This is a genomic window from Vibrio penaeicida, assembly GCF_002933855.1.
Taxonomy (GTDB): Bacteria; Pseudomonadota; Gammaproteobacteria; order Enterobacterales; family Vibrionaceae; genus Vibrio; species Vibrio penaeicida_A.
Genome location: NZ_BFAQ01000084.1, coordinates 728 through 1,161 on the forward strand (window position 1 = coordinate 728; position 434 = coordinate 1,161).

Here is a 434-nt window from a genome sequence, read left to right on the forward strand (position 1 = left end):
GGCTTAAGCGGGCGTTATATTATTTTTTGACTTTTGAGGTTTCCAATAAATGAACAGAGTTATAATCGGGCTGTTTACAGTACTACTTAGCTTTTCTGCATTTAGTTCTGTAAAAACAACAAACAAAGGAACAATTACGAGGTTATTTGCTTATGATGACTACGGAGCGGTAGCTGGTCGTGATGGTGCAGATATTGCTGTTTGGATGAAAACAGGTATAGCAGACTGTGAAGATGGAGTTTGGCTTTCTCCATCTGCCCCTGGGTATAAAATGATCGGGTCTTTTTTACTTACAGCATATACAACAAAGCAGCAGGTTAGCTTTCAAATATATTCCGATAGGATTTGGAAGGGTTCTGGTACAAAGCTTTGTCAAATAGATGCAATTAGATTTGAGTAATTAATATAACAAAAACTTCAAACCGACAAACAAC

1 protein-coding gene is annotated in these 434 nt (G+C 37.1%); it reads left to right on the plus strand.

The window, feature by feature from the left end:
- Nucleotides 1–49 precede the first annotated feature (49 nt).
- Nucleotides 50–400 carry a hypothetical protein gene (locus VPNCDNU1_RS28395; RefSeq protein ID WP_104403484.1) on the plus strand — a complete coding sequence of 117 codons (351 nt, stop codon included), beginning with the start codon at nt 50–52 and terminating at the stop codon, nt 398–400.
- Nucleotides 401–434: the final 34 nt, after the last annotated feature.